The organism is Desulfosporosinus cupriresistens (genome assembly GCF_001707885.1).
In the GTDB taxonomy this organism is placed as follows: domain Bacteria; phylum Bacillota; class Desulfitobacteriia; order Desulfitobacteriales; family Desulfitobacteriaceae; genus Desulfosporosinus.
The window spans coordinates 1-1,623 of sequence record NZ_MASS01000125.1; the positions used below are offsets into that span (position 1 = coordinate 1).

Consider the following 1,623-nt stretch of genomic DNA (forward strand, 5'->3'; position numbering starts at 1 on the left):
GCAGGAGCGGCAGGAGCCACAGGATCGACAGGATCGACAGGAGCGACAGGAGCGACAGGAGGGACAGGAGCCACAGGAGCAGGTTTGGCTGCCTTCGGTTATGTATATACACTTGACGCAGTGGCTCAAGCTGTTCTTCCTGGAACAGATGTTGTATTTAGTAGTAATGGCCCGCTTGTAAATGAAACCCACACTGCTGGAACAGCGCCGATAACCGTTGCACTTGCAGGAAACTATCAGATCGACTATAGCGTAAGTATAACGTTAGGCATAGGTTCGGAAATAGCTATTGCAGTTAATGGCGTAGTAAATCCTTCCACTCTGATTACGGCGTTGGTAGCTACTGGTCAAGTAACCGGTCAGGCAATTATTGCACTTGCAGCGGGTGATGTCATTACGCTTAGGAATGCCTCTGGTGTGGCGCTTACTCTAGCCACTGCGCCCGAGGTTGGTGCACAAATGACTATTGATAAATTAGATTGATCTATTTTAGAAAGTTCTAGAAATGTAATCTAACTTCAACCTAAGGTTTGTGATTTGATATACAAACCTTAGGTTTTTTACGCATTTACATGAAAATAAAAATTTTTGTTAAAAACAACATATTCATAATTATGTAATAGAGAATATATGGTTAGTGTAAAAATGCCCAAGGGCACTAAAGTTTAAGTTCAGGTTAGGTCGCAACGCGACTATACGATAGGCTAAGTTAAGGTTAATTATATCTTCATCCAATAAGATCATGTTCTGAATTCTGGAATAGAATTATGTTAGTTTACGAGTCAGAAGACAACCTTAAAAGGGGTTGCTTGAACATAGTAACAAAACTAGAACCTGTACAATAAAATAGCTAAAGACCATAAACTGGGAATATGAAATATTATGTGGGGAGACGAGAGAATGCCTGAATTAACCACCGGATTAATCGATAATACTCCGGTCGCTGGTGTAAGTCCAACTTCAACTTTTACAGTAAAAATCAGTAACGACGACACAATTGCTGCTACCATTCAAATTGAAGGTTTTTTCGTGACAGGAACTACGAAGACACAGTATGTCGCAGAGGCGTTTACTTTAGCAGCAGGTGATGCTGCAACAAGGAATTATTTCGCGCAATTGGATGCTTTCGAATTCAAGTTTATTACTAGTTCAGACGCTGTGGAAATCTCGGCTTGGGGAAAAAATTCTGCTGGAAACTTAGTCGCAGCTCATCGCGTTCTACCAGCAGAACTTGATCCCATAGGTTCGCAAGGAGCCACAGGAGCCACAGGAGCAACCGGCGAGACAGGAGCTACGGGAGCTACAGGGGCAGGAACCACAGGAACTACAGGAGCCGCGGGAGCAACCGGAGCAACAGGGGCAACAGGAGAGACAGGAGCCACGGGTGCTACAGGGACAGGAACTACAGGGGCAACAGGAGAGACAGGAGCCACGGGTGCTACAGGGACAGGAACTACAGGGGCAACAGGAGAGACAGGAGCCACGGGTGCTACAGGGACAGGAGAGACAGGAGCTACAGGAGAGACAGGAGCTACAGGAGCCACAGGAGAGACAGGAGCCACCGGCGAGATAGGAGCTACGGGAGCAACCGGAGAGACAGGAGCTACAGGAGCCACAGGGGAG

1 protein-coding gene and 1 pseudogene are annotated in these 1,623 nt (G+C 46.3%); both read left to right on the forward strand.

Features of this window, described 5'->3' with window-relative positions; translation table 11 throughout:
• The coding region (locus tag DSBG_RS23360; RefSeq protein WP_491005797.1) for a BclA C-terminal domain-containing protein at nucleotides 1-483 on the forward strand (483 nt) is incomplete at its 5' end.
• A gap of 417 nt (nucleotides 484-900) precedes the next feature.
• Nucleotides 901-1,623 (forward strand): annotated as a pseudogene (locus tag DSBG_RS22720) (exosporium protein); the annotation flags it as partial.